Below are 21,417 nucleotides of genomic sequence, written 5' to 3' on the forward strand. Positions count from 1 at the left end.
TAGGTATGCCCCTGTTCAGTCCTGCTCGACAATCAGGCATGGATAGAGGTGTCGCCGGGGACAGTCGTTACCTGTACCCAGGGACAACCCAGCGACAAACAAGGGACAACCGCCACTAGGTGCAAACCGGCCAGCTTGATGAACTGAAGTTTTCTGAAGTAGTTGGTGCGCCATCAGGTCTTGCACTTCATCAGCCGCCGCAATGCAGCCGGAGAAGTCGGGATAGTGGTACATCACCTCAAGTTCATAAACGGTCAATCCGGCGCAGCAAGTTCCAGCAAGCAAAGCAGTCAGGCGTAGATGGGCTGGGCCACCAGGCGAACCCCAAGGGCACCACAGACACGGCGGATGGTGTCAAAGCGCGGCTGGCTACTGGGGCGTAGTGCCTTGTAAAGGGCCTCGCGGGTCAGGCCGCTGGCGCTGGCAACCTCGGTCATGCCACGGACGCGCACGATTTCACCAAGCGCATGCAGAAACGCTGCGGTGTCGTTAGCGCCCAGCGCCTCATTCAAGCGCTCAGCAGTGTCGTCAGGCATAGGCCTAGCGTGCTTGCATTGCACGTTCAGCAGCAGACGCCAAGAATGCGGAGCGGCTCAGATGGTGGCTGGCTGCATAGGCATCAATGCTATGCACCAGTCTTTCAGGCAAGGTGATATTCAGGCGCATGGCCTTAGAGCGGACTTTGCTCAAATCAATATCCACCATCATCCAAAAGCCGCCTTGGTAGTCCTCATCGTTGGTCCAAGCATCGGGCGCTGTGGGCGCGGGGATGGGGTCACTGTCTGCGCCAAAGTGGGCCTCTGCAGCCTCCTGTGCTGCTTTGGTCAGGTCTTGGATTTCGTCAGCAGCAGCAAAGCAACCGGGAAAGTCGGGGAACGTAGCACCGTAGGCGCTGCCTGCTTCGTGGTGCACATACATGGGGTAAAGCATTTTCAATCCTCCAAAGGTTGCGGCTTCACTTCAAGCCTGCTTGCTTCAGGATGCTGCGAACAGTTGGCAGCGGTAGGTCTTTTTTCGGGTGCGGCACTGTTACTTTGCCGGGCTTGGTCGGGTGTTTGAACTGGTGGTGTGAACCCACCGTGTGCACCAGTTCCCAGCCATCTGCCTTGAGCTGCTTGATAAGTGCTGCGCTATTCATTGCCGAATTATACACACTAATACACACCAATGTGCGTCAATATAGGCAGAGTCCATAGTGCAAGGTACTACTTGCTACTGCTTCTATAGCTGTAAATGCTTATATCTATTGAGTGTGACACCTGTGACACCTACCTAATACATAGTGTCTCACTCTAAGCTATTGATTTATAAGGTCGTGACACCTGAGACACCAGTGACACCTACAAATTCAAGTCGCGTGAAAGATATTCCCCGGCTGGCGCAGCTCTACCTTTACGGCTGGTGTGCCACGAGCTTTGGTGCCCGGATGCTGGAGCTGGTATCCGTGCCCGGTATCCAAGCTTGGTATCCATGGAAAGCGCTTCTAAGACCTACAGCACAGCGCGCAACTTGCCGGGCTCTGCCTTGGCGTCGAACTGCACCCCAGCCTGCTCCAGAATCCATGCCTCGATGCGCTCCAAGAATGGGCGCAGGGCATCCACACTGCGGGGCCGGTAGCCCTCTGCTGTGGCGCTGGGTTTGTGGCCCATTACCTGGGCAATCGCTCCGGCTGGTGCACCGGCCGCCTCACCAAGTAGAGAGAAGCTGCGGCGCAAACCATGAAAGGTCAAGCGCTCAATGGCAGCCGATTGCAGGGCTTTGCTGTGGCATGAGCGCACGTCAACGATGTGGCCCTTTTCCCCGGTGCTGGCGAACACAAACTCCCCCATCCTTGGCAGCCCTGCAAGCATATGGTGCAGATATGGAGTCAAAGGGATGGTGCGGCTGTCCTCCACCTTGTCGGCCAGGGTCAGCTTGCGCCACCTGAAATCCACATCCTTCCAGCGCAGGGAAGCCATTTCCTCACGGCGGGAACCAGTCAACAACAATGCACGCAGATAGGCACTGGCCGTGCGGTTGCTCAGCTGCTCAACACCAGACCACCACGCCGCGACCTGTGCCGTCTCCAGAGCATCAGTGCGCCGAGTCATGGCGGGCAGGTTCTGCACGATGGCCGGGGCCTGCCCTGCCTCGCGGTCGGTCATCGCTCTATATTGAGGCTGTGAAGCACACCAGCGCAGAAAGCCCCGGAACATCATCAAGGCCCGCGCAGCTTGGTGCTTACCGGATTTGGCTTCTTGGTCATGCCATTGCTTGAGCGAGTCCTCATTGATTCCAGCCAATGGCAGCGCCAGCAAAGGGTACAGCGGGCCGGGGCGGGTCAGCCCCTGCCCTCTTTTCTTGGGTACGCCACCGGGCGAGGCCATCTTGTGCAAGTCCTCCAGGTAGCGCGGCTTCCAAGCATCTCGGCGCTTGGGCCTGCCGTTCTCCAGATACAGCGGCCAGACCTCACCCACGGTCAACGCCTGGGCCTGCTCCTGCTGGCGCTGGGCCTCTTGCTCCGCCTGCTTCTGGCGCTCAAGCTCACGCGGGTCTTGCCCACTGTCCAGCATCACAGCCAGACGGCGGGCCTCGGTACGGGCCTGCTCAATCGTCCAAGCCCTCACATTGCCAATGGTGCGGCGGATGGTCTGCCTATTTAGCTTGGATTCATAGACAAAGGACTTTATCCCTGTACTGGTGACACGCACCCTCAGGCCCGGTGCTTCTGTATCCCGCAAGAAATCTTGCTTCTTTCCAGGCGCGCACGTAAGACGCTCAATTGCACCTGCGGTAAGCATCATGCGCTGGGATAGATCTAGGGGTGCATCTTTCTTGGGGCGGGCCATGGTCGTTCCTCGGTTTGGCTACACGGAATCCTGTGTAGCCACTGTGTAGCCAATTTCGCGCTATTTTGACCTATCTAAACCAATGCACCTCTGTGTTTTTAAACAGCCAAATGCTTGCAAGTCATTGATTTATCCATTCAGACATATGTAAACCTATACAGACCCGCACCTTCACCCACTCATTCGTAATGAGAAGGTCGCGTGTTCGATTCATGTCTCCGGCACCAAGTCAGATAAAACCCCGCTATGAAACACATAGCGGGGTTTTTCTTTTACCGAACGATATAAGGCAGAGTCAATCAATTTCGCGATTCGCCTTTGCATGACGCCAACAAAGTCCACAACACCAGATCAGCAAATAGTTCTAGGCAGTGGCTCTCAATCGATGCTCCGAGCTGGCCGTCCGTATATGGTGGCTGTAGCATAGCTGCGCCCGGGGTCGGGCCGCTCGATCTAAAGCTGGTTGACGCAACAACACCAGCACCAGCCTCGTAAACCTTTGCTGTTTTATACAATTTGCCTATAAAGCGGCATATACCTTATAATCGACAGCTTTGCTGCGCGGCACTTGCCCCACGCAGTAATTTCTGGCAGTTCTCACGTTGCCCGCATCAGGCTCCTTGTTGCCTGGCGCTCTCTGGCAAGAAGTACGCGTCTTCGCTCTGAGCTGAAGCGCGTCGTTCAGGCTCACCCGAGCCGAATGGTTTCCATTTTTTGGACGGCTCCTCTTCTGATCACCAGCAGATGGCGCCGTCGTTGACTCGATATGCACACAGAATCTATTACAGAGCGTGTCGGCAACTACGTAGTAACTGCCCTCACCCAATCTAACCACTCCGGCAAGGTCACCGCATCGGTTTCCATCCGCCGGGGCAAGTATGACCGGATCTTCCGGTTCATCCGCCAGTTCGACAACACAGGATCCGCTAGTAAGTATGCACTTGCCGAGGGGCGCTGCATGGTGCTGGAAAACCAGTTGAATTGAATCTCTCTCGAAAGGATACGTTTTGGCCAAAGAAGAACTGATTGAAATGCAAGGCAGAGTGGACGAAGTTCTGCCTGATGCCCGTTTTCGCGTCACGCTGGACAACGGCCACCAGCTGATTGCCTACTCCGGCGGCAAGATGCGCAAGCACCGCATTCGCGTGCTCGCAGGTGACAAGGTGACTCTGGAAATGTCGCCCTATGACCTGAACAAGGGTCGCCTGACTTTCCGTCATATTGAGCGTAACAATAACAACCCTGCGCCTCAGCAGCGTCGCCACTAAAAGCGCACGCGCCACAGCCGGTGGTGTATGCGCCGGCTTATCAGGTGAATGGCCCTGACCCCTCAACCCAGGTACAGGGCTTTGCTCCTACTTTGCGCCTAGCTCGCTTATCGGTGCATTGGTCCAAGCAACCACTTCGCTGCATCAGGCGTAATCACTTGCCTTAGTGAAATTCGCAGCCGACCATTCAGCCTAGCACATAGCGCAGGTTTGTCTTCGCCATAAGTCACTCACTTGCCTCTGGCACGTACAAGCTGACTCGCGTCAGGCGTGCTGCTTGGCTTTGGCTCTCTTGACTGCCGAGGGCCAAGCCCCTCATGCCGGCTGGCTGATCGGTTGGTTGCAGCCATCCCCGACCTCCTGCCCAGTCACTTTATAGCTCTCCATGCGGGCAGAACATGGATGTCTCAAGCAAAGAGTCGCTCCTATTAGAGGAGCTTTCTGCGCTTGTTATTCGGAACTTTCAGACCTAAAAACACTCAGAATCAATATGCATCAAGCGCTAAATGCTTTCATTTTTGAGAAAGCCTGCTGCCACCTTGGTAGCCATTGCTGATGATTTGATACAGCAAATTCTGCGCATTGCACTTAAGCTTGCGCACTTTGATGATCTCTCACAGCTTTAGGCACTGCGGCTTGTGCCGCCAGCCTCTGCCCTTTATGCACAAGATTCTTTCCATTCTGTCGATTTGCCTGCCTGCTGCGCTGCTCACTGCTCCACTGAGCAGCTTTGCCCATGACCACGGTCATCGTCACCACCATCACAAACGTGACTACAAAGAGGAGTACTGGGACGGCCAGTGCAAGGTGGAGCGAAAGTGGAAGAAAAATGGCGAATACAAAGAAAAGCGCAAATGCAAGGACAGCCCCGTCGTCTACCGTGCACCACAGCCGGTCTATATGGCACCCCCTCCTGCTGTTTACATCACTCCTCAGCCTCAGGGCCTGGTGATCGACTCGCGCATTGTGCTGCGCCCTTGAAGCGAAGCTAGGGCTCCAGCCGCTGCGCAGCTTCGCTGGCAATCAGATCCCACACCCCATGCGCGACAGGTGAAAGCTCGCGCTGCTGACGCCTGACCAGCATGATGCTGCGCTGCACCTGCGGCACCAGCTTGCGGCTGACCAGCACGGCACCGCCTTCGCCCTTTGCAGAGCTTGCCCCGCACTTTTTCCAGTCAGCAGGAATGGCCAGATGCGGCACCACACTCAGCCCCAGGCCTTGCTCGACCATGCTGTAAATCGTGGTGGTGTGGCCCACATCCTGCACTAACGATGCCGTAGCTCCATGCGCCTGCAGCGCGGCATCAATCAGGCGCCGGCTTCCCGATGCGTGATCGAGCAAGACCAAAGACTGGCCTGCCAGGTCGGCCCACTGCACTTCTTTTTTGCGTGCCAAGCGATCGCTGGACAGGCAGACCAGACAAAAAGGCTCGGTCAAAATCGTCTGTGCATGCAAGTCCTGCTTCTCCGAGGGATCGATGACAACCCCGAAGTCCACTTCTCCACTGCGCACGCTGAGCAGCACATCACTTTGAATCCGGTCCAGCAGCTGGATGTTCACGCCGGGCAACTGCCTCCTGCCACGGGCAATGCACTGAGGCAGAAGGTGAGCCGACAGCGTGGGACTGCTGGCCACCTTGACTTTGCCTTTGCGCTGCGTGGCCATGCCCTGCACTTCCAGCAGGCAGGCATCCAAGTCCTCCAGCACTCGTGTGACATTGCCCAGCAGCAAGCGCCCCGCATCGGTCAACTCCACCTCGCGCGTGGTTCGATGCAGTAGCTGCAAGCCCAGTGTCTGCTCCAGGTCGGTCACATTGCGGCTGATGGCGGGTTGGGTCAGTGCCATGGCATCCGCCGCACGACTGAAGCTGCCGCAGGTGGCCACGGCCACAAAGGCACGCAACTGTCTCAGACTTGCATTCATATCAAAAAATTATAGATCTATCGAATAAATCCATTTCTCTTTTGAATTGAATGCGTGTCCAATACGCATCCATCGCCCCAGAGCGCTGCGCAAGATTCACCACAAGTCAACAGCCGCAGCTTTCCATTCGCCTTGTCGGTTTGCCTGCACCATGTTTCGTCCCCGCTTTCTCCCCGATAACTTCACCCTCGCACTCATTGCCGTCGTTGTGCTAGCCAGCGTCTTGCCTGCCTCAGGTGCACTGGCCCATTACGTCGATCTGATCACCACCGGCATCGTCAGCCTGCTGTTCTTCCTGCATGGCGCCAAGCTCTCGCGCGAAGCCATCTTCGCCGGCATCGGGCATTGGAAGCTGCACCTGTGGATTTTTATCGCCACCTTTGTCATGTTCCCTGTCCTGGGCCTGGTGCTGCGCCCCCTGCTCTCGCCCCTGGTTACCACGGAGATGTACCTGGGCGTGCTCTTCTTGTGCACGCTGCCCGCTACCGTGCAGTCGGCCATTGCCTTCACATCCATCGCTCGTGGCAACGTGCCTGCGGCAGTGTGCAGTGCATCGGCCTCCACGCTGCTGGGCATTCTGGTCACTCCGATTCTGGTCAGCCTGATTCTGAACAAGACGGCAGAAGGCGGCGACGCCCTGCAAGCAGTAGGCAAGATCGCCTTGCAGCTGCTGCTGCCCTTCATCGTCGGCCACCTGGTGCGCCCCCTGATTGGCAGCTTTTTGCAGCGCCGCTCCTCCATCATCAAGCTGGTGGATCAGGGCTCGATTCTGTTTGTGGTCTATGCCGCGTTCAGCGCTTCCGTGATCTCTGGCCTGTGGCAGCAAACGCCGATTCCTTCGCTCATGGGGCTGATCGTGCTGTGCTGCATCTTGCTGGCCGTGGTTCTGTTCCTCACCACATGGGGCGCGCGCCGTCTGGGCTTTAACAAGGAAGACGAGATCACGCTCGTGTTCTGCGGCTCCAAAAAGAGCATGGTCAGCGGCATCCCCATGGCCAATGTGCTGTTCCCTGCCGCGTCGATCGGCGCCATCGTGCTGCCCCTGATGCTGTTTCACCAGATTCAGCTGATGGTCTGCGCCGTCATGGCCCAGCGCTATGCGCGCCGGGCGGCAGAAGCCGATGAAGCACCCGCCGCCGCTTGATGCCCTCCTCAAGAGAGCAACAAAAACGGGGCGCTCCTTGCGCCCCTTTTAGTCCCTTTTATTTTCTGCTCCGCCTTTGTGTGAGCACCGCCAGCGATGCCAGACATCCGCTGAATGTAGCGCCAACGAACAGCGATCGACACAGAAGCCAGGTGCGCAGCACCCACATCCTGACGACCCTCTGCCTCGGCGACAATAGGCTTTTGGGCTCTGGCCCGGTGCAAGGAATTCAACGCATGTGGCCATTCAGCCTGCTCAAAAAACTCAGCAAAGATCCAGCAGTGGGCCAGACTCGGGGGGACTACATCGGTTGCTATCTGCTGGGCACTCAGACCACGGGACGAGATGACGACATCAGCTATATCTCCCTGGCCACTACCCGCGCACAACTGGAGCAGGACGCGCGCCAGTATCTGCAGGATTTTTTGCAGCAGCATCCTCAGCTGACAGCCACAGAGCGCGACACACTGCAGGATCTGCTGCAGCACTGGAACACACGTGTTGATGCCCATCTGGCAGTTGCCGACAAGCCCAAGCACCCCCTGGCCGTGCAAGGCGGCAGTGAATTGTTCTTGCGCACAGGCATGAGAGCGCGCAAAAAAGAAAAAGGCCGTTATCTGGAGTAAGAGCGGCTGGCACGAGTGCCCCAGCCAAAGACTTGCTTTGGAGCAGAGCCAAGCAACAACGCCTCTCAAGACCCAGTGTTAGGGACTCTGAGGGCAGCCCATGCCCTCGCCCATGCTGTGCAATTGCTCTGTCAGCGCGGCTCGCAAGTCTGCACGCATGGCATCGCGCGTCAGCATTTCCTCGGCGTAGAGGGCTGCCCAGTCCAGCCCCACGCCAATCAGGGCTCCCGCCACTGCCCCCGCAATCGCACCGGCTGCGGTTCCTATCCCCGGCACGACCGAGCCCATGGCCGCACCCGCAGCAGCGGCGCCGGCCTTGCCCAGCCCTTGCTTGGCGGCCGCCTTGGCCAGCACCTTGCTGGCGGCCTTCATCGACGTTTTCGCCATGGCCTTGCCTGCAACCACCGCCGCAAAAGCACCTGCACCGGTACCAGCCAACGCACTGGCCGTCAGTCGCTGACGGGCATCTCCCAGCAAGTCCAGAGCCGGAAGCTGCTCTACCTGGGCACGAACAATGCATTGACTGGCGCTGAGCGCCAGGTGGTGACGTGCCAGCGTGTCCTCTATATGCTGCTGGGCCTGACTCAAGGCAGCTCCGCTGGCGGCAGCCTGCTCTTGCACCGCCTGAGCCCAGCTCTCAAGCCCTGGCGTTGCAGCCATGGTTTCAGTCAGCTTGTTCTGCAGAAACAGACTGACATCGCCCGTCAGCAGGCTGAAGATACGCCCCCACTCCGCCCCCAGGCTGAAATACCAGTCAAGGTAGCGCTCTACAGCCGCCTCCAGCGGCCGCTCCAGCCCCTTCATACGCTGGCACAAGGCCTGCACTTCCCGTGTCTTCCCCAAGGCCTGCAAGGCTTGCTGGCGTGTCTGATCCAGCGTACCCAACCTGTAGAGCTGCTGGCCTATTCGCTCGCACTCGGGCAGGCGCTGTAAAGCCAGCGGACTTTCATGGCCTCGAGCCAGCCCATCCAAGGAGGCAGTGCTCTGCACCAGAATGCCCAGCACCAGCACTGCGACCAATGCCAGCAAGGACGCAGATTTTTTTCCTGCTCCTGGCACTGCAGCCTGCTGCAAGATGAATGAGTTGCCCATACTGCCCTGCATCACCGCCCCTAGACACAGCAGCATGCCAACCGGCCCAAACAGTGCCAGCAGCAAAAGTCTGAGCGCCGGTATCTGCGGAACATCGGCGGCAACCGAGCCCATGACCTGCAGCGCCAGCAAGCTATCCAGCCCCCAGCGCACCAGTCCCGAAGGTGCAGAGCGAATACGGGCAATGGCGGCATCCAGCGCGGCGGGCTCCATCACAGACGTCAGCGCACGACCGAAGTCCTGGCTGCGTGCCATGGCATACAGCCACAAACTGCCCAAGACTATTACCAGCAACACCCTGGCGGCCCTCTGGCTCCAGGCCCAGGCAAACGCGGTGCTTGAAAACTCAGGGGCCAGCCAGCGCTGCAGCCATGCCATCAGCAGCAGATGCACAGACACGGCCAGCGCCAGCAAAGCCCATTCCCAGGGAGCCAGAAACCAGGATTGCCAGAGCGTCACACTGCACAGCAACAGCGCCAGAAGCAATGCCTTGCACGCCGGCCACCAACCGCCAGAAAGCCAGCGACCGACCCAACCTTGCGAAGCAAACTGAAAGCGCAGGACTTTTTTGCGCAGCATGAAAGCCAGCCACAAGCCCCAAGTCGGCATGAGGGCCAGCAGCAGCACAGCCAGCAACCAGCCCCAGGCGGGCAGTCGTATCAAAAAATGCGAGGCGCACCACAGCGCAGCCAGCCAAGCCCAACCCAGCGCCAACCCACGCAAGCCGCTTCGCAAAAGATTCTGCGATGGCATGAGTGAGCCTGGCGCAGCGGCGCTCATTCCTTGGAAGCGGCTTTTTTCGCGGCAGCAATACCACGTGCCATGCGGGCGTTGTAAACCGTCAGGCGACTCAGACCCAGTTGCTCTGCCACCTTGACGTCTGATGCCGTACCCAACAAGGCGACCGCTTGATCCGTCCAGGCAAACGCGCCACTGGCCGCGCCCGTTACCGAGGCAATGCCTAGCTCCGCACGCTTGGCCACCACGCTGGCCTTGCTGATGCCCAGCTTCTTGGCGACTTCAGCGTCCGAATCCTTGCCCAGCAATGCCGTGGCCTCTTGCGTCCATTGAAAATGCCCAAAGGCAGGAATACCCAGCGCGTTGCGCTTGAGGTTCACGGTCTTGGCCGATGTGCCCCAGCGCTCGGCCAGCACGGCGTCTTTTTCCTTGCCCAGCTGGGCCAGCATGTCATCGGTCCATTGCAGCGCGGCCTTACCCATGCCAGTCCATCCTTGTCAAAAATTTCAATAAAAACCGGCTGTAGCGCTTCCCCATCAAGCGCCAGCAGCTATCAATCAGTGAGTATGACCCCAGTAAATGAGGGCATCGCGGCCTTCGACGGACAGGGATACCTGAGCGCCGACCGGCAGCAGCACCTTGGTGGGCACATGACCAAACGGCAGACCTTGCAGCACGGGGCGCTTGATCTGCATGCGCAGCCAGTCGATCACGGTTTGCAGCTTGAAGCCCTTGTCGTGCGTGGTCAGCTTGAACTCGGTGAATTGGCCAAAGACGATGGCTTTTTGCTTTTGCAGCACACCAGCGAGCATCAGCTGGGTCAGCATGCGCTCGATCTTGTAGGGGTGCTCGCCCACGTCTTCGAGGAACAAAATGCCGCCCTCGACCTGCGGGAAGTAAGGCGTGCCCAGCAGGGACACCAGCACCGCCAGATTGCCGCCCCACAAGGTGGCACCACCGGGCACGTAAAAGTCCTTGAGCTGGGGCTTGCCATTGGGCAGCTCGCCAATCTTGGGCATCTGCCAGCCCGCGCCTTCACCCTGGCCGCTGAGCAAGTCCTCAAAGCAGTCGAGCATGATGTCGTCCACGGGCTCGCCGGTCTTTTTGACGTCGACACCAAAGTCGGCATTGAGCGCCGGGCCGGCCCAGGTAACCGAGCCGGTCTGCGCCAGCATGGCCAGCTGGAAGGCGGTGAAGTCGCTCAGGCCCACAAACTGCGTGCCATTGGCAATGGCCTTGGCCACGGTCTTGTACTTGATGCCGGGCAGGATGCGCGTGAGGCCATAGCCACCGCGCGAGATCAGCGCCACATGGGCGCCGCTGGCCGCAGCGCGGTGGATGGCTGCCAGACGTGTGGCGTCGTCACCCGCAAAGCGCTGGCTGCTGGCCAGTGCATCGACATCGACTTCCACTTCATGGCCCAGCGCTTCCAGCTGCTTGATGCCGCGCTTGAAAGCCGCCTTGTCGCGCACCGCGCCAGATGGCGAGTAGATATAGATGTGCTTGGAGCCGTGGCTGTGGTCATGGCCGCAGCAACTGCCATCTGCGCTGTGCACATGGTCATGATGCTCGTGGTGGTCATGGGCGCAGTGCTCATCGTGCACATGGTCTGCATGACCGCATTCATGGCTGTGCTCATGGGCATGCTCGTGTGTGTGAGCGTGAGCGTCGTTGTTGTCTTGTTGGGTGGATGCAGGGGATTTGCGCGCGGTTGCCAAAGCCTTTTCATGCAGCCACTGGCTGCATGCTCCGTGAAATAGATGAATCCGCAGATTCGAAAATTGGGTTCAGAGCGCAGCCGTCAACGGCTTACGGTCGATGGCGCAAAGTATTCCACAGCCGCCGCCGCACTGCCCTGACTTTGGGCAGGAACCAGAGAGCCATGCGGGGTTTGGCGCCAAGCGGCATCCGCAAGCGTCAAGCCTGGCAACACCTGCTGCCAGGCTGCTTGCCACTGCGCATGGGTCACGATTTGCTCGCTCTCGGGTGCTTGCAGCCACAGGCGTCCGGCCTGTGCCCATGGCATCAGCAAACCGGTGGGCACACCCGGCAACTCCTGCTGCACACGCGGCCAGGCCTTGAGTGCCGCGCGGTGACCGGGCTGAGCAAACGCGGCGTTCCAGGCGGGCGCTTCATCAGCTGCTACCAGTCCTTCAACCTGAGCCATGGCCTGCGCCACATTCCACGAAGGCTTGCGCGCCGCCTGCTCAAACCACTGGCGACGACTATCGGGCTGCTGCGCCAGCGGCCAGACATCTTTGAGCCAGGCACCGGTAAAGCGCTCAGGCATCTGCGCCGCAAGCTGCAAGCCCAGCAAGCCGCCATCGCCCTGCCCCAGCAGCACGACCGAATGCAAATCCAGCGCCTGCACCAGCTCTGCCAGCAGTTGCCGATGCCATGGCGCACTGTGCTGCTTGTCTTTCTTGGGCTGATCGCTGCGGCCAAAGCCGGGCAAATCGGGCACGACTACGCGATGCCCGGCGGCCAGCAGCTCGGACAGCACATGGCGGAACTGGTAGCCCCAGCCAGGGCTGCCATGCAGGCACAGCCAGGTCAGCGGTGCATTGCTTGGACCTTCATCCACAACGGCCATTCGCAGCCCTTGCAGCGCGGGCAGGTCGCTGCGCCATTGGGGCTGCCAGGGCCAGTGCGGCAGACTGGCAAAAGCCTCGTCAGGATTGCGCAGCGCCCAGTCTTTGAGCGGATGCGGCTCCAGCGCTTTTTTCTCTTTGCGGCGCTGCTGAAAAAATGCCGCCATCACGGCCGCACATTCATCGGCCAGCACGCCGCGCAGCACCTGGGTCTGGTGGTTGATCTCGGGATAAGCAAACACATTGAGCACCGAGCCCGCCGCGCCGGTCTTGGGCTCGGCCGCGCCATAGACCACCTGACCGACTCGCGCATGCAGCATGGCGCCGCTGCACATAGTGCAGGGCTCCAGAGTCACGTACAGAGTACAGCCGTCCAGCCGGTAATTGCCCAGCGCCTGCGCCGCCTCGCGCAGCGCCAGCACCTCGGCATGGGCCGTGGGGTCTTGAGACGACAGCGGGCGGTTATGCCCTCGACCAATGACCTGTCCACTCTTGACCACCACCGCACCCACCGGCACTTCACCACCGTCAGCCGCCGCGCGGGCCTGCTCCAGCGCCAGGCGCATGAAAGACTCATGCACAGAATTATCAAAATCCATAGCTACATGCGCTTTACAGGCAATGGTTTCGTGGCAATTTCACTCAAAATATTGCAGACCGTCTCATGGCTCGCTGATGGCCAGCTCCTTGCGCTCACCCGATGGATAGCCATAAAGCGTCACGCGCGGATTCTGCAATTCACCCTGCGCATCAAAAGCAATCGTTCCCGTCACGCCATCGTGGTGGGTCTGACGCAGGCGGGGCAAATAGGCCTCGGGCAGTGCCGAGTCCGCACTCAGCATGGCCCGCGCCAGCACCATGGTCGCGTCATAGGCATAGGGGCTGTAAACCTGATATTGGCCTGCAAAGCGCTGGTCGTACTTCTTCTTCCAGGCCAGGCCACCGGGCATATTGCCCAGAGAGCTTCCACTCATCACACAGATGACATTCTTGAGCGCCGCAGCCTTGTCGGCCAAGACCGGCAGGCGCTCCGAGCACTGGGCATCACCGCCCAGAAACTTGACATCATCCATGGCCAGCTGCGACATCTGACGCAGCATGGGCCCGGCCTGGGCATCGAGGCCGCCAAAGAAAATGGCATCGGGCTTGTGGCCCTTGATGGCTGTGAGAATGGGCGTGAACTGCGTGGCCTTGTCGCTGGTGTACTGCTTGTCCACGATCTGCACATCGCGCTCGGCCGCCGCTGTCTCGATCAACTTGACGATGCCCTGACCATAGGCCGTGCGGTCATCAATGATGGCAAGGCGCTTGACGCCCTGGTGCTTGACGGCGTAGTCGAGCAAGGCATTCACCATGGCCTTGTCGTTGGCAATGACACGAAAGGTTTCGCCAAAGCCCGCTTCCGTAATCGCAGGATTGGTCGCTGCCGGCGTGATATTGGGAATGCCGCAGTCGTGATAGACCCTGGCGGCCGGCAGCGTGCTTCCGGACTGCAGATGCCCCACTACAGCCGCCACTTTCATGTCGCAAAAACGTGTAGCCTGCGCCACTGCCTGGCCGGGGTCGCCCACATCGTCTCCGGCCTCAAGCTTCCACTGCACACGACGTCCGCCCAGTTGCAGCTTGCGTGCATTGAGCTCGTCAAGGGCCATGCGCACGCCGTTCTCCTCATCTTTGCCCAAGGCCGCTATCGGACCGGAGACTGGTGCGGCATGACCAATGCGCACCACCAGCGCCCGCTCGTCCGTGTCAGGTGCAGCCTTGGGGCCTGATGCATAAGCCCCCGTGACCAACATCAGACCAAGGGTTGCCATTGCCCATGCACAGGGGATACGGACACCGCGGCTCAGGGCCACACGAACAGTCATGGACATGTTTTCTCCTTGGTAAAACAAGAGGCCTGACACAGTGCCTACGAGAGGCAAAACGCGGCTGCGACGCAAGCTCAGATGAAGCTTGTGCGCTCAGCACTCATTTTCGCTGTTGGCAATATGGCTGCTGAACTGGCCGCCCCAGCCCTCTAAAAAGAGCCAGCCTCTATGGACGAAGGCCGGATTGCGCCTTCCTAAAAGGCTCTTGGACATGGCCTCAGACTTTGATGGCAGCAGCGCCAAAGGCCTGAAAGCAGCTCTAGCTCGAGTCACCCAAGCCATGGTGCCTCCATTGCATATCAAAGATATCTGCCCGCCGCTCAAAACGCTGGATTTAAACATGCTCTGCCCCTTCTCTCAGGCGCGCTTGGGCCTCTGTTTGTAACATCGAGTCAGCAAAGCCTGCCAGAAGCCCACTTGTGCACTGAAATTGCGTGGTGCTGAGATAATCCGCCCCCTATGTCTCTCCTGCCCCACCAGCTCGAACTCCTGTCCCCGGCGCGTGATGCCGATATCGGCATTGAAGCCATCAACCATGGTGCTGACGCCGTCTATATCGGCGGCCCGGCCTTTGGCGCGCGAGCCACGGCGGGCAACGACATCCGCGATCTGGAGCGGCTCATCAAGCACGCTCATCGCTTTGGCAGCCGCATCTTCATCACGCTCAACACCATCTTGCGCGACGATGAGCTGCAAGGCGCGCGCGACATGGCCTGGCAGATCTACAACGCCGGTGCCGATGCCCTGATCATCCAGGACATGGGTCTGCTGGAGCTGGATCTGCCCCCCATCCAGCTGCATGCATCCACCCAGACCGACATCCGCACGCCCGAAAAGGCCCGCTTTCTGCAGGACGCGGGCCTGTCGCAAATCGTGCTGGCCCGCGAGCTGGACTTGAAGCAGATCGCCGCCGTGCGTGCTGCGACAGACCCGAATCGCACCAGCATTGAATTCTTTATCCACGGCGCACTGTGCGTGGCCTATTCGGGCCAGTGCTATATCACCCACGCCCACACGGGCCGCAGCGCCAACCGTGGCGACTGCAACCAGGCTTGCCGCCTGCCCTATGAAGTGACAGACGCCAGCGGCCGCATCATTGCGCACGAAAAGCATGTGCTGTCGATGAAGGACAACAACCAGAGCAACAACCTGCGCGCCCTGATTGATGCCGGCGTGCGCAGCTTCAAGATCGAGGGACGCTACAAGGACATGGGCTATGTGAAGAACATCACGGCCCACTACCGCAAGCTGCTGGACGAAATCATCGAAGAGCGTGAGTTCTCTGAAGCTCCCCTGGCGCGCTCTTCCTCGGGCCGCACCACATTCACGTTCGAGCCCAACCCCGACCACAACTTCAACCGCGAGTTCACCGATTACTTCGTGAACGGACGCCAGGACAACATCGGTGCGTTTGACACGCCAAAAACTCCCGGTCGCGCCATCGGCTGGGTCACGCAAGTGGGCGACAGGTGGTTCGAGCTGGAATGCTCGGACAAGGCGACCGAACTGCACAACGGCGACGGCCTGTGCTACTACGACCTGCAAAAGGAACTGGTCGGCGTGCACATCAACCGTGCCGAATGCATGAATGCCAAAAAAGGCATCTGGCGCGTCTTCCCCAAGAACGAAATTGCCGATTTCAAGGACCTGCGCAAAGGCCTTGAAATCAACCGCAACCGCGATATGGACTGGGTGCGCACACTGGAGAAAAAGTCCAGTGAACGCCGTATCGGCCTGTGGGCCGAGTTCAAGGAAACCGTGAATGGGGCGATTCAGGGCTTTGCGCTAACCCTGACCGATGAAGACGGCTTTGTCGGCTCCGCCAGTACCGAGCAGCAGCACCAGAGCGCCACGGATGCCACCAAGGCAGAAACCACGCTGCGCGAGCAGTTGGGCCGCTTTGGTGCGACGATTTTTGAAGTCAACGATATTTCGCTGAGCCTGAGCCAGCCCTGGTTTGTGCCTGCCTCAGTGCTCAACCAGTTGCGCCGCGAGGCAGTGGCTGCACTGGAGCAGGCCCGCGCCGACGGCTTTGTGCGCCTGCCCCGCGCCCAGCCTGTGGAGCCGCCAGTGCCCTTCCCTGAAGACACGCTGACCTATCTGGCCAACGTCTACAACCAGAAGGCCCATGACTTCTACGTCAAGCATGGCGTGAAGATCATCGATGCCGCCTACGAAAGCAAGGAAGAGGAAGGCGAAGTCTCACTGATGATCACCAAGCATTGCGTGCGCTTCTCCATGAGCCTGTGCCCCAAGCAGGCCAAGGGAGTGATTGGCGTCAAGGGCACCATCAAGGCCGAGCCGCTGCAACTGATCAACGGCAAGGAAAAGCTCACGCTGCGCTTTGACTGCAAGCCCTGCGAGATGCATGTGGTGGGCAAGATGAAGAAGTCTGTCATGAACCAGCATGTCAAGGAAATGAAAGAGACTCCCATGCAGTTTTATCGCACTCGCCCCACGCCTCAGCAGCTCTCCTGAGCGGCGCTGAATGCCGTAAAAAAGCCCTCCACCGGTATCGGTTGGGGGGCTTTTTTGTTAGCTCAGCTTCACTAGTACAAACCCTTGGATTAATACCTTTTCGCAAATCGTCTATTTTTTAGGCAATTCGTGCAAACCACCACCTGGCGTGGCTTTCAGGACTTGAGCGCCTAGTTTTCCACAAGAGCGTCCACATGATGCGGGGATAAAAGTCGAGGTGAATGTCACACACTGCTGTACATATGCACAGTTGCAGAAATCAGGTGACGTCACCGCCCTTGAGCTTGGCAAAAGACAGGTTGGCACACGCACTCTCCAGCAGAGTTGCCACCGCCGGCACCAGGGTGCTGAAGTTGGCAAAACCATGGAGCATGCCTTGAGCGCGAATGGTGACGACCGGCACACCCGCCTGCTCAAGACGCTGGGCAAAGGCCTCGCCTTCATCACGCAGAATATCCAGCTCCGCCGTCACCAAAACAGCTGGCGGCAGCCCTGCCACATCCGGGTACTGCATGATGGACGCAAGTGGATGCACTGAAGTCCCAGGGTGATAGTGACGCCACATCGCGGCCATGGCATCCGTGGTGAGAAATGGCATTTGCCCATACAAGGCATGCGAGGACGTATCCATCTTCGAGTCGCAGACCGGATAAAGCAGCAACTGCTGGCGAATACCGCTCCACCCATCCTCCTTGGCCCGCAAGCAAACTCCAATGGCCAGGTTTCCGCCAGCGCTGTCGCCTGCCACCATGAGTTGCTGCGCATCACACAGCAGCTCTTTGGCATGCTGTGCCACCCAGCGCGTCGCAGCATAGGCATCGTCCAGAGCTGCCGGAAACACATGCTCTGGTGCCAGCCGATAGTCCACGGACACCACATTCATTCCGGTGATGCGGGCAAGATGACGGCAGAGGTTGTCATGGGTATCCAGAGTGCCTATGCACCAGCCGCCACCGTGAAAATAGACCATCACAGGCGCCGCCTGCGCTGCACGGGGTCGGTACAGGCGCAGCCTGAGAGGCTTAGCATCGCCGCCGGAGATATCAAGCTCTCGCACCTCATGCATGGGCAAGTCGGCAGGCGGGAAAGGCATGTGGTCCATGAGCTTGCGAATCTGCGGCACCGGAGTCGTCACAAAGTCCATGGGTGGAGCATCTTTGAACTGCTCAAGCACGGCAGCCAGTTCGGGGTGTATCTGCATGGTTCATCCTTGAAATCAAGAAAGCGGCTGCCCTGCATGTCAGGCAGGCAGCCCATGTATTCACTGCAATGCTCAGGCAGCCATTTCTTCGGTCTGGTGGTGGGTGTAGTCCTGCCATACGGGCTCGCTCATCTCCTGCCTGAAGCGCGACTGCGACCAGGGCCAGGTGTTGGGAATGCCGTTCTTGTCCAGATACCAGCTATTGCAGCCGGAGCCAAAAACCGAGCCTTTGGCCGCTTGCTTGCGTTCCTGGTCATACAGCGCCAGAGCTTCTGGCTTGGCCGAAAGCCCTGCCACTCCGGCCTGCTCTCCTCTCTCTATCAGCTGAGAGATGTAGCCCCACTGCATCTCCGAGGTATCGATCAGCGAGAAGTTGCCTACGGGCGAGGTCGGCCCATTCATGAAATAAAGATTGGGAAAGTCGGGCACCGAGATCGACTTATAGGCCGTGGGAACATCGCTCCAGGCCTGCTCCAGTGTCTTGCCCTGAAGCCCCGTCACCTGCATGGGGCGCACATAGCGATCGGTCTTGAAACCGGTGGCCAGCACAATGATGTCCACTTCATGCAGCACACCATCGCAGGTACGAACACCGTTTTTCTCAATCTGCTCTATACCCTCGCTGATCAGCTCGGAGTCCGGGTGCTGGATCGCCTGGTAATAGTCGGGCGAGTAAATCAATCGCTTGCAGCCCGCCCGGTAATTGGGCTGCAGTTTCTGACGCAAGACCGGATCTGAAATGCTGTTGTCCAGGTTTTGCTGGCACAGCTTTTGAATTTCCTGGATCTGCTCTGAATCAGGGTCCAGCACACCTTCGGTAAAGCGCTCCACATTGGCCAGATACGTAGGCTCACGCTGCAGATAAATCAGCAGATCGCGATTGCTGCGAAACTCCGCGCGCTGCTCGGCGGTGAACTCCGGGTTCTCAACCGGAAAAATCCACTGCGCTGTGCGCTGGAAATGGCGAACCTTGGCCCGCGTCGCCAGCGCAGAAACAATCTGCACGCCCGTGGACCCCGTCCCAATGACAGCAATCTTCTTTCCCTCCAGCGGCACCTGATGATCCCAGCGCGCGCTGTGAATCGTGGCCCCCTCAAAATCTTTCAGCCCTTTGATCTCCGGGTAATTGGGGTGGTGCAGCACACCCGTAGCGGCCACTACAACCCGCCCCTGAAAGAGATTGCCGTGCTGGTCTTCCAAACTCCAGGCATCGCCCTGCCATTGCGCCTGCGTAATCTCGGTATTGAAACGGACAAAATCTGCAATTCCATATTTTTCATAAACCATCTGGAAATACTGCTGAATTTCCCCGCCCGGCGGAAGCACGCGAGACCACTCGGGATTCGGTTCAAAAGAATAGGTATATGCATGCGAAGGAACATCGCAGGTTAATCCTGGATAGGTATTATCTCGCCAGGTTCCCCCCAGGGTTTTCGCCTTCTCCAGAACAATAAACTTCTTTCCTGATTCTTTCAGATGAATGGCGGCCAAAATACCCGACATTCCACACCCAATCACGATGACGTCATATTTCATGATTTAAATCTCCTCAATACATTTCAATGACTTTGGCCGCAGAAAATCCATCATCCACCGGTAAATTGACGCCACTTATAAACGAAGCCATATCCGAGAGAAGAAATGCCACTGCATTACCGACCTCGCAAGCCTGCCCTTGCCGCTTGAGCAAATGCTGCTGGACAAAGCCGTTGAACGCAGGACTCTGATCCAGACCTGCCGTCATCGGTGTCTCGATCAATCCAGGGCTGATGGCATTGACGCGCACACCGTGCGGCCCGAAATCTGCCGCCAGACTGCGCACCAGTTGAATCACAGCCCCTTTGGAAGCGCAATAGGCCAGATTGCTGGGATTGCCCAGCATGCCGTTGATGCTGGCGATGGCCACGATGGAGCCTTGCTTGCGCTGCTTCATATGGGCAGCCACTGCACGGGCTGCATGCATGCTGCCGGTAAGGTTGACCTGCAGCACCTGCTCCCACTCCTGCAGCGTCATACCCTCCAGGTCTCCGACCCGCGAAATGCCTGCGGACGCCACCAGACCATCGATCTGGCCATAGCGGCCAATCACCGCTTCAACACCCTGCTGCACTTGCTCCCAGCAAGCGACATCCATTGGCTGAAACTGGCAGCCTGCAGGCAGCTCCTGGGTCTGCTGCAAGTCCGCACAGATCACCTGTGCCCCGCTGGCGGCCGCCACCTTTGCACTTGCCAGCCCAATGCCGGATGCACCACCCGTGATCAGAATTCGCTTGCCATCAAGACCCGCCATTTTTTGAATTGCAGAATTCATCAAAACCCCAATACATGTTCAAAACGCTATTACTTCGCGTAATCGACATTCTTCTGAATTCAGGCCATTGAATCACTGTGAATTTTCCTCTTTACAAAATCACAATGTATTCGCAGTCTCTCGGGTTAACCATTAATTCATTTGAACGCACTGTGCCCCGCCATTTTTTATGTCAACACAGGGTTTTTATGTAATAAACGATAAGACACTGTGGATCTCCCCAAAATATGTCAATCGGGATTGCATGAGAAACAGAGCCATTTATCGAATGCTTTAATAAAAAGCATCTCGACTTCAATGGGTTATCAATGAAAGTAGCTGTCATTACCGGTGCGGCCAGCGGCATCGGCGCCGGCCTGGCAAGAGAAGCTGTCGCGCGCGGCATGCAGGTCGTATTAGCGGACCGGGACCCAGGCGGCCTCAACGCAATCGCCCAAGAGTTAGGCTCCAAAGCCCTGGCAGTCGTAACCGATGTGACCCAGCAACTCTCTCTGGATGCTCTGGCCGACAAAGCCTACGCAGCCTTCGGTCAGGTTGATCTTCTGTTCAACAACGCAGGCGTTCTATCCACCGGTAACTGCTGGGAGATCAGCGACGCCCAGTGGCAGCAAGCCTGGCAAGTCAATGTCAACGGCATCGTCAACGGCCTGCGCGCCTTTGTGCCGCGCCTGCTCAAGGCAGACCGGCCAGCGCGCATCATCAACACGGCATCGGTGGGCGGCTTTTTGCCCAGTCCCTTGATGGCGCCCTACTCCGCGACCAAGTTTGCGGTTGTGGCGCTGACCGAAAGTCTGGCCAATGAACTGGCCGCCATCAACCCAGAGATCAAGGTCTCGCTACTCGCTCCCGGCCCAGTCAAGACTGCCATCTTCCGAGAAAAGCCCTCCGATGCCTCCACCCAGTTTCACGGGATGATGACGCAGATGCTTGATGCCAAAGGACTGACACCCGATGAGTTCGCCCACCGCGTGTTTGCTGCCATTGACAAGGGGGAGTACTGGATCGTGCCTCAGCCCGAAATGCTGGACCCGCTGCTGCAGGCCCGCAACCAGATCATCGCCAACCGCGCTGACCCGATCTTCGCCTGGGCGCCACAGGCCCAGGCGTAAGCCGCTTGGCAGCCGCAGCTCAGCCCTGCACAGCCCTTGAAGCACTGCCCACTTTTTAAGCAATGACGGCAAAGCCTTGACCATCAAGGCTTTGCGCAGTTGTTCCGGCGTTTACCCACAGCCCGCCCCACATCCTTTGGGGATAAGAGCGAGCGCCCCGCAAGCCAACGCTTTTCACTCGAGACGAAGCGTGAGACCGCAGGCAATGCACAAGCCTGAAGAGGCTCAAAGAAGCA

The 21,417-nt window shown here is 58.6% G+C and carries 20 protein-coding genes; 7 read left to right on the plus strand and 13 right to left on the minus strand.

The genetic code is table 11. The features are described from left to right. Window positions 1-290: 290 nt before the first annotated feature. The 4 genes from AC2I9W_RS03415 to AC2I9W_RS03430 form a co-directional block, all read right to left on the minus strand. Window positions 291-536 (minus strand): addiction module antidote protein, encoded by a 246-nt coding sequence (locus tag AC2I9W_RS03415; RefSeq protein ID WP_486408620.1) that lies wholly within the window; start codon window positions 534-536, stop codon window positions 291-293. A 4-nt stretch (window positions 537-540) separates the two neighbouring features. Next, window positions 541-930, minus strand: coding sequence for a type II toxin-antitoxin system HicB family antitoxin (locus AC2I9W_RS03420; protein WP_486408621.1), 390 nt, complete (start codon window positions 928-930; stop codon window positions 541-543). A 25-nt stretch (window positions 931-955) separates the two neighbouring features. Next, entirely contained in the window at window positions 956-1,138 is a 183-nt protein-coding gene (locus tag AC2I9W_RS03425; RefSeq protein ID WP_486408622.1) for a type II toxin-antitoxin system HicA family toxin, read from the minus strand. 352 nt (window positions 1,139-1,490) lie between these two features. Further along, window positions 1,491-2,828 carry a tyrosine-type recombinase/integrase gene (locus tag AC2I9W_RS03430; protein ID WP_486408623.1) on the minus strand — a complete coding sequence of 446 codons (1,338 nt, stop codon included), beginning with the start codon at window positions 2,826-2,828 and terminating at the stop codon, window positions 1,491-1,493. Between the two features lie 766 nt (window positions 2,829-3,594). Here AC2I9W_RS03430 and AC2I9W_RS03435 point away from each other — a divergent pair. The 3 genes from AC2I9W_RS03435 to AC2I9W_RS03445 all read left to right on the plus strand — a co-directional run bounded on the left by AC2I9W_RS03435 (window position 3,595) and on the right by AC2I9W_RS03445 (window position 5,077). After that, complete coding sequence (locus AC2I9W_RS03435) at window positions 3,595-3,813, plus strand: hypothetical protein (protein WP_158391794.1); 219 nt, start codon at window positions 3,595-3,597, stop codon at window positions 3,811-3,813. 22 nt (window positions 3,814-3,835) lie between these two features. Further along, window positions 3,836-4,096 carry a translation initiation factor IF-1 gene (gene infA, locus AC2I9W_RS03440; RefSeq protein WP_158391796.1) on the plus strand — a complete coding sequence of 87 codons (261 nt, stop codon included), beginning with the start codon at window positions 3,836-3,838 and terminating at the stop codon, window positions 4,094-4,096. 660 nt (window positions 4,097-4,756) lie between these two features. Further along, complete coding sequence (locus AC2I9W_RS03445; RefSeq protein ID WP_486408624.1) at window positions 4,757-5,077, plus strand: hypothetical protein; 321 nt, start codon at window positions 4,757-4,759, stop codon at window positions 5,075-5,077. A 7-nt stretch (window positions 5,078-5,084) separates the two neighbouring features. Here the strand turns inward: AC2I9W_RS03445 and AC2I9W_RS03450 are convergent, their stop codons facing one another. Further along, on the minus strand, window positions 5,085-6,020 hold the full coding sequence (locus tag AC2I9W_RS03450; RefSeq protein WP_486408625.1) for a LysR family transcriptional regulator: 936 nt from the start codon (window positions 6,018-6,020) through the stop codon (window positions 5,085-5,087). Between the two features lie 151 nt (window positions 6,021-6,171). Here AC2I9W_RS03450 and AC2I9W_RS03455 point away from each other — a divergent pair, with 151 nt between their 5' ends. Further along, on the plus strand, window positions 6,172-7,164 hold the full coding sequence (locus tag AC2I9W_RS03455) for a bile acid:sodium symporter family protein (protein ID WP_486408626.1): 993 nt from the start codon (window positions 6,172-6,174) through the stop codon (window positions 7,162-7,164). Window positions 7,165-7,400: 236 nt separating this feature from the next. Beyond that, the gene (locus AC2I9W_RS03460) at window positions 7,401-7,790 is read left to right on the plus strand and encodes a hypothetical protein (RefSeq protein ID WP_486408627.1); all 390 of its coding nucleotides are present in this window, start codon (window positions 7,401-7,403) and stop codon (window positions 7,788-7,790) included. Window positions 7,791-7,868: 78 nt separating this feature from the next. Here AC2I9W_RS03460 and AC2I9W_RS03465 read toward each other — a convergent pair whose 3' ends face one another. From AC2I9W_RS03465 to AC2I9W_RS03485, 5 genes are all read right to left on the minus strand, one after another. Continuing rightward, complete coding sequence (locus AC2I9W_RS03465; protein ID WP_486408628.1) at window positions 7,869-9,635, minus strand: hypothetical protein; 1,767 nt, start codon at window positions 9,633-9,635, stop codon at window positions 7,869-7,871. A 23-nt stretch (window positions 9,636-9,658) separates the two neighbouring features. Next, a complete protein-coding gene (locus AC2I9W_RS03470; protein WP_486408629.1) occupies window positions 9,659-10,102 on the minus strand; it encodes a hypothetical protein in 444 nt (147 codons plus the stop codon). 75 nt (window positions 10,103-10,177) lie between these two features. Then, window positions 10,178-11,224: an LD-carboxypeptidase gene (locus tag AC2I9W_RS03475; protein ID WP_486408709.1), complete on the minus strand. Its 1,047-nt coding sequence runs from the start codon at window positions 11,222-11,224 to the stop codon at window positions 10,178-10,180. Window positions 11,225-11,421: 197 nt separating this feature from the next. Then, entirely contained in the window at window positions 11,422-12,810 is a 1,389-nt protein-coding gene (gene tadA / locus AC2I9W_RS03480; protein WP_486408630.1) for a tRNA adenosine(34) deaminase TadA, read from the minus strand. Window positions 12,811-12,873: 63 nt separating this feature from the next. Further along, window positions 12,874-14,085, minus strand: a complete 1,212-nt coding sequence (locus AC2I9W_RS03485) for a branched-chain amino acid ABC transporter substrate-binding protein (RefSeq protein ID WP_486408631.1) — start codon at window positions 14,083-14,085, stop codon at window positions 12,874-12,876. Window positions 14,086-14,541: 456 nt separating this feature from the next. Here AC2I9W_RS03485 and AC2I9W_RS03490 point away from each other — a divergent pair, with 456 nt between their 5' ends. Next, window positions 14,542-16,560, plus strand: a complete 2,019-nt coding sequence (locus tag AC2I9W_RS03490; protein WP_486408632.1) for a peptidase U32 family protein — start codon at window positions 14,542-14,544, stop codon at window positions 16,558-16,560. A 259-nt stretch (window positions 16,561-16,819) separates the two neighbouring features. On the opposite strand, the gene AC2I9W_RS03495 is transcribed toward AC2I9W_RS03490, so the two are convergent. The 3 genes from AC2I9W_RS03495 to AC2I9W_RS03505 form a co-directional block, all read right to left on the minus strand. Continuing rightward, on the minus strand, window positions 16,820-17,761 hold the full coding sequence (locus tag AC2I9W_RS03495) for an alpha/beta hydrolase (RefSeq protein WP_486408633.1): 942 nt from the start codon (window positions 17,759-17,761) through the stop codon (window positions 16,820-16,822). Window positions 17,762-17,833: 72 nt separating this feature from the next. Beyond that, window positions 17,834-19,297 (minus strand): flavin-containing monooxygenase, encoded by a 1,464-nt coding sequence (locus AC2I9W_RS03500; RefSeq protein WP_486408634.1) that lies wholly within the window; start codon window positions 19,295-19,297, stop codon window positions 17,834-17,836. 13 nt (window positions 19,298-19,310) lie between these two features. Continuing rightward, window positions 19,311-20,072, minus strand: a complete 762-nt coding sequence (locus AC2I9W_RS03505) for an SDR family NAD(P)-dependent oxidoreductase (protein WP_486408635.1) — start codon at window positions 20,070-20,072, stop codon at window positions 19,311-19,313. Window positions 20,073-20,380: 308 nt separating this feature from the next. Between AC2I9W_RS03505 and AC2I9W_RS03510 the strand changes: the two genes are divergently transcribed. Continuing rightward, window positions 20,381-21,181, plus strand: a complete 801-nt coding sequence (locus AC2I9W_RS03510; RefSeq protein ID WP_486408636.1) for an SDR family NAD(P)-dependent oxidoreductase — start codon at window positions 20,381-20,383, stop codon at window positions 21,179-21,181. Window positions 21,182-21,417: the final 236 nt, after the last annotated feature.

Source organism: Comamonas sp. FUJ_7 (genome assembly GCF_057369555.1).

Excerpts from the sequence above, each read along its gene's own strand:
- AC2I9W_RS03415 (WP_486408620.1), bottom strand. The coding sequence starts at position 536 with ATGCCTGACGACACTGCTGAGCGCTTGAATGAGGCGCTGGGCGCTAAC.
- AC2I9W_RS03420 (WP_486408621.1), bottom strand. The coding sequence starts at position 930 with ATGCTTTACCCCATGTATGTGCACCACGAAGCAGGCAGCGCCTACGGT.
- AC2I9W_RS03425 (WP_486408622.1), bottom strand. The coding sequence starts at position 1,138 with ATGAATAGCGCAGCACTTATCAAGCAGCTCAAGGCAGATGGCTGGGAA.
- AC2I9W_RS03430 (WP_486408623.1), bottom strand. The coding sequence starts at position 2,828 with ATGGCCCGCCCCAAGAAAGATGCACCCCTAGATCTATCCCAGCGCATG.
- AC2I9W_RS03435 (WP_158391794.1), top strand. The coding sequence starts at position 3,595 with ATGCACACAGAATCTATTACAGAGCGTGTCGGCAACTACGTAGTAACT.
- AC2I9W_RS03445 (WP_486408624.1), top strand. The coding sequence starts at position 4,757 with ATGCACAAGATTCTTTCCATTCTGTCGATTTGCCTGCCTGCTGCGCTG.
- AC2I9W_RS03450 (WP_486408625.1), bottom strand. The coding sequence starts at position 6,020 with ATGAATGCAAGTCTGAGACAGTTGCGTGCCTTTGTGGCCGTGGCCACC.
- AC2I9W_RS03455 (WP_486408626.1), top strand. The coding sequence starts at position 6,172 with ATGTTTCGTCCCCGCTTTCTCCCCGATAACTTCACCCTCGCACTCATT.
- AC2I9W_RS03460 (WP_486408627.1), top strand. The coding sequence starts at position 7,401 with ATGTGGCCATTCAGCCTGCTCAAAAAACTCAGCAAAGATCCAGCAGTG.
- AC2I9W_RS03465 (WP_486408628.1), bottom strand. The coding sequence starts at position 9,635 with ATGCCATCGCAGAATCTTTTGCGAAGCGGCTTGCGTGGGTTGGCGCTG.
- AC2I9W_RS03470 (WP_486408629.1), bottom strand. The coding sequence starts at position 10,102 with ATGGGTAAGGCCGCGCTGCAATGGACCGATGACATGCTGGCCCAGCTG.
- tadA (WP_486408630.1), bottom strand. The coding sequence starts at position 12,810 with ATGGATTTTGATAATTCTGTGCATGAGTCTTTCATGCGCCTGGCGCTG.
- AC2I9W_RS03485 (WP_486408631.1), bottom strand. The coding sequence starts at position 14,085 with ATGTCCATGACTGTTCGTGTGGCCCTGAGCCGCGGTGTCCGTATCCCC.
- AC2I9W_RS03490 (WP_486408632.1), top strand. The coding sequence starts at position 14,542 with ATGTCTCTCCTGCCCCACCAGCTCGAACTCCTGTCCCCGGCGCGTGAT.
- AC2I9W_RS03495 (WP_486408633.1), bottom strand. The coding sequence starts at position 17,761 with ATGCAGATACACCCCGAACTGGCTGCCGTGCTTGAGCAGTTCAAAGAT.
- AC2I9W_RS03500 (WP_486408634.1), bottom strand. The coding sequence starts at position 19,297 with ATGAAATATGACGTCATCGTGATTGGGTGTGGAATGTCGGGTATTTTG.
- AC2I9W_RS03505 (WP_486408635.1), bottom strand. The coding sequence starts at position 20,072 with ATGAATTCTGCAATTCAAAAAATGGCGGGTCTTGATGGCAAGCGAATT.
- AC2I9W_RS03510 (WP_486408636.1), top strand. The coding sequence starts at position 20,381 with ATGAAAGTAGCTGTCATTACCGGTGCGGCCAGCGGCATCGGCGCCGGC.